This is a genomic window from Pedobacter sp. 01N416, from assembly GCF_056399685.1.
Genome location: NZ_JBFTRT010000819.1, coordinates 1 through 2,386 on the forward strand (window position 1 = coordinate 1; position 2,386 = coordinate 2,386).

4 protein-coding genes and 1 pseudogene are annotated in these 2,386 nt (G+C 39.9%); 2 read left to right on the plus strand and 3 right to left on the minus strand.

The window, feature by feature from the left end; genetic code table 11:
* Positions 1-576: glycosyl hydrolase 2 galactose-binding domain-containing protein (locus AC1DND_RS27485; protein ID WP_477585982.1), on the minus strand; the 576-nt coding region annotated here is incomplete at its 3' end.
* Positions 576-1,514 carry a family 43 glycosylhydrolase gene (locus AC1DND_RS27490; RefSeq protein WP_477585984.1) on the minus strand — a complete coding sequence of 313 codons (939 nt, stop codon included), beginning with the start codon at positions 1,512-1,514 and terminating at the stop codon, positions 576-578. The genes AC1DND_RS27485 and AC1DND_RS27490, both read right to left, overlap by 1 nt.
* A 113-nt stretch (positions 1,515-1,627) precedes the next feature.
* Between AC1DND_RS27490 and AC1DND_RS27495 the strand changes: the two genes are divergently transcribed.
* Positions 1,628-1,825 (plus strand): type II toxin-antitoxin system Phd/YefM family antitoxin, encoded by a 198-nt coding sequence (locus tag AC1DND_RS27495; protein ID WP_477585986.1) that lies wholly within the window; start codon positions 1,628-1,630, stop codon positions 1,823-1,825.
* Between the two features lie 3 nt (positions 1,826-1,828).
* The gene (locus AC1DND_RS27500) at positions 1,829-2,104 is read left to right on the plus strand and encodes a Txe/YoeB family addiction module toxin (protein WP_477585988.1); all 276 of its coding nucleotides are present in this window, start codon (positions 1,829-1,831) and stop codon (positions 2,102-2,104) included.
* Positions 2,105-2,171: 67 nt separating this feature from the next.
* Here the strand turns inward: AC1DND_RS27500 and AC1DND_RS27505 are convergent.
* A pseudogene (locus AC1DND_RS27505) lies at positions 2,172-2,386 on the minus strand (RagB/SusD family nutrient uptake outer membrane protein); the annotation flags it as partial.

Below are 2,386 nucleotides of genomic sequence, written 5' to 3' on the forward strand. Positions count from 1 at the left end.
TTGATATACATTACCGGTAACATGCAAGCGTACGTTTTTCGATATCCCCCCATAATTGGCATTAAAATTTTTATCGTTCCATTGGTAGCCAGAGTTGGTGGCTTTTTCTTTGTAGTTCCAGGCATTATCGATCCTAACCGCAATCACATTTTCTTTGTTCTGATTAATTAAGCTGCTAATGTCAAATCCAAAAGCCATCACGCCATTTTCATGCCGGCCAATAAATTTTCCGTTCAGGTAAAATTCACCCGCCTGCCTAATGCCCTCAAATTCAAGGAATATTTTATTGCTTTGGCTGGTTTCTGAAATGGTAAAATGCTTGCGGTACCAGGCAATACCAGTTGATAAATCTTCTATAGATTTTCTGAAGGCTTCATCTTCGTTCCAGGCATAAGGAAGGGTAATCGGTTTCCATGCCTTATCATCAAAATCGGTGCTTTCTGCACTAGGTAAATCACCTACAAAGAGTTTCCAGCCGGGATTAAAGTTGTAGGTTTTTCTTGGGGTAACTGGTTGTTGCGCTAAAGTGATAAAGGGCAGTAGCGCAACCATTAAGAAAAGGTAAATGTGCTTCATTATTTTTGGTTAGGACTTAATTTAATAGCTAAGGATTTATCACGGTTGCAGCTGATTTCACCATTGGCGTATTCTAATTCTGCCAGTTGAATCACACTTCTTCTGGTCGTGTAGTTATCGATTCCTTTATTTTCGGATGTTCGGCCAGGGTGGGTAAAGTAATAGATATAGGCTTTATCTCCATTCACTACCACATCGGCATGACCGCCCATTACACCATCATCGGTTCCTTTTCCGGGTGCCTGTAAAATGTTTTTGGGCTGGCGTTTCCAAGTGAGGAGATCGGTAGATGAATATATGCCTAGGCCGTTCCAGTTGTCTACTACCATCCAATAGGTGTTTTTCCAATAGAAGACTTTCGGACCTTCGCATCCTTTATCGCCAATTAATTTTTTGCCGCTATCTTCCCAATGGTATAGGTCTTTACTATCGGCATAATAGATGGATTTGCCAGCCATTTCATTGTTGTAATACATGCGCCATCCTTTGTTGTCAGGCAATTTAAATACACAGGCATCAATGCAACGATCGGAGGCAAGGTTCAGTTTGGATTCGAATTTCCAGTTGATGAGGTTTTTACTCGTAAGGTGAACAATGTACCTTGGGTGGCGCCAATCTTTAAAAACGCCAGGCACATAGGTTAAATACATGTGGTAAATTCCCTTATTTTCGATTACTTCTGGTGCCCAATGGGTATAATCGGTTAAGCGGTATTGAATATCGCAGGTATCACGATATTTCCATTTTACGCCATCTTCAGATTCGGCAATGCCGATACGCGTGCCATGTACCCAACTTACACCATCGAGGTTTTTAACATTTGCCCTGCGGTTGGTATAAAACATAAACCACTTCTTTTCTCCTTTATTCCAGATCACCACCGGATCGGCAGCTCCATCATAAACAGGATCGCTGTACAATGGCTTGGGAACTAGCATTGTTTTGTTGCTTTTTTGAGCAAAAGCACATATAGAAAACAGTATCAAAAAGGCAAGGAGGAGTTTTTTCATCTCAAATTGATCATTATTGGACCGTTTCTATACAGGACGTTTTGATTGTTCCAAGAAATAATAATGAAGATGATGCTATTGTAGTGATTTCAATTAAAGAATATAATGCACTTACCGAAACTGCACATTTAATGTCGACAGAAGCAAATCGCAAAAGATTAGATAAATCTATAGAGAGTTTGAAAAACGGTAGAATGAGGCAATTTTCTGTAGAAGACGAAAGGTCAGTTGAGCTTTAAGCAATGAATATATTATTTACTGAAGAAGCCTGGGAGGATTTTGAATATTGGATGGATAATGATGACGAAGCAGAAAGAAAAATTAGGGCACTCCTGAAAGATATAACAAGAACACCATTTCATGGTTTAGGAAAACCTGAAGCTTTAAAGCATAATTTAAAAGGCTTTTGGTCACGGCGGATTACCGGGGAGCATCGTTTGGTTTATCAAATATCGGGTACCAAAGGCAAAGATCAACAATGTGCCATTATTCAATGCCGGTTTCACTACAATAAATAGTAATATCCAAACAAAAAAGAGCAATAAACCCGAAAGTAAATTGCTCTTTTTTAAAGGCTTAATTGGCTTACCAACCAGGGTTTTGCATGGCCTGTTTTTGTTCAGGTGTTAATGCTGCCCCCCCGTTCTTAATCACATCTAAGAAACTTTGAGGAATCGGGCGCAGGTAATGTTTGCTTTCTGATGGTTTTGCTTCATCGTTAAAGGCAGCTGTTCTTGCAACCAATGTTTTGGTGCGTGCCAAATCTTCCCAGCGTAATAACTCGCCCATTAGCTCTCTCG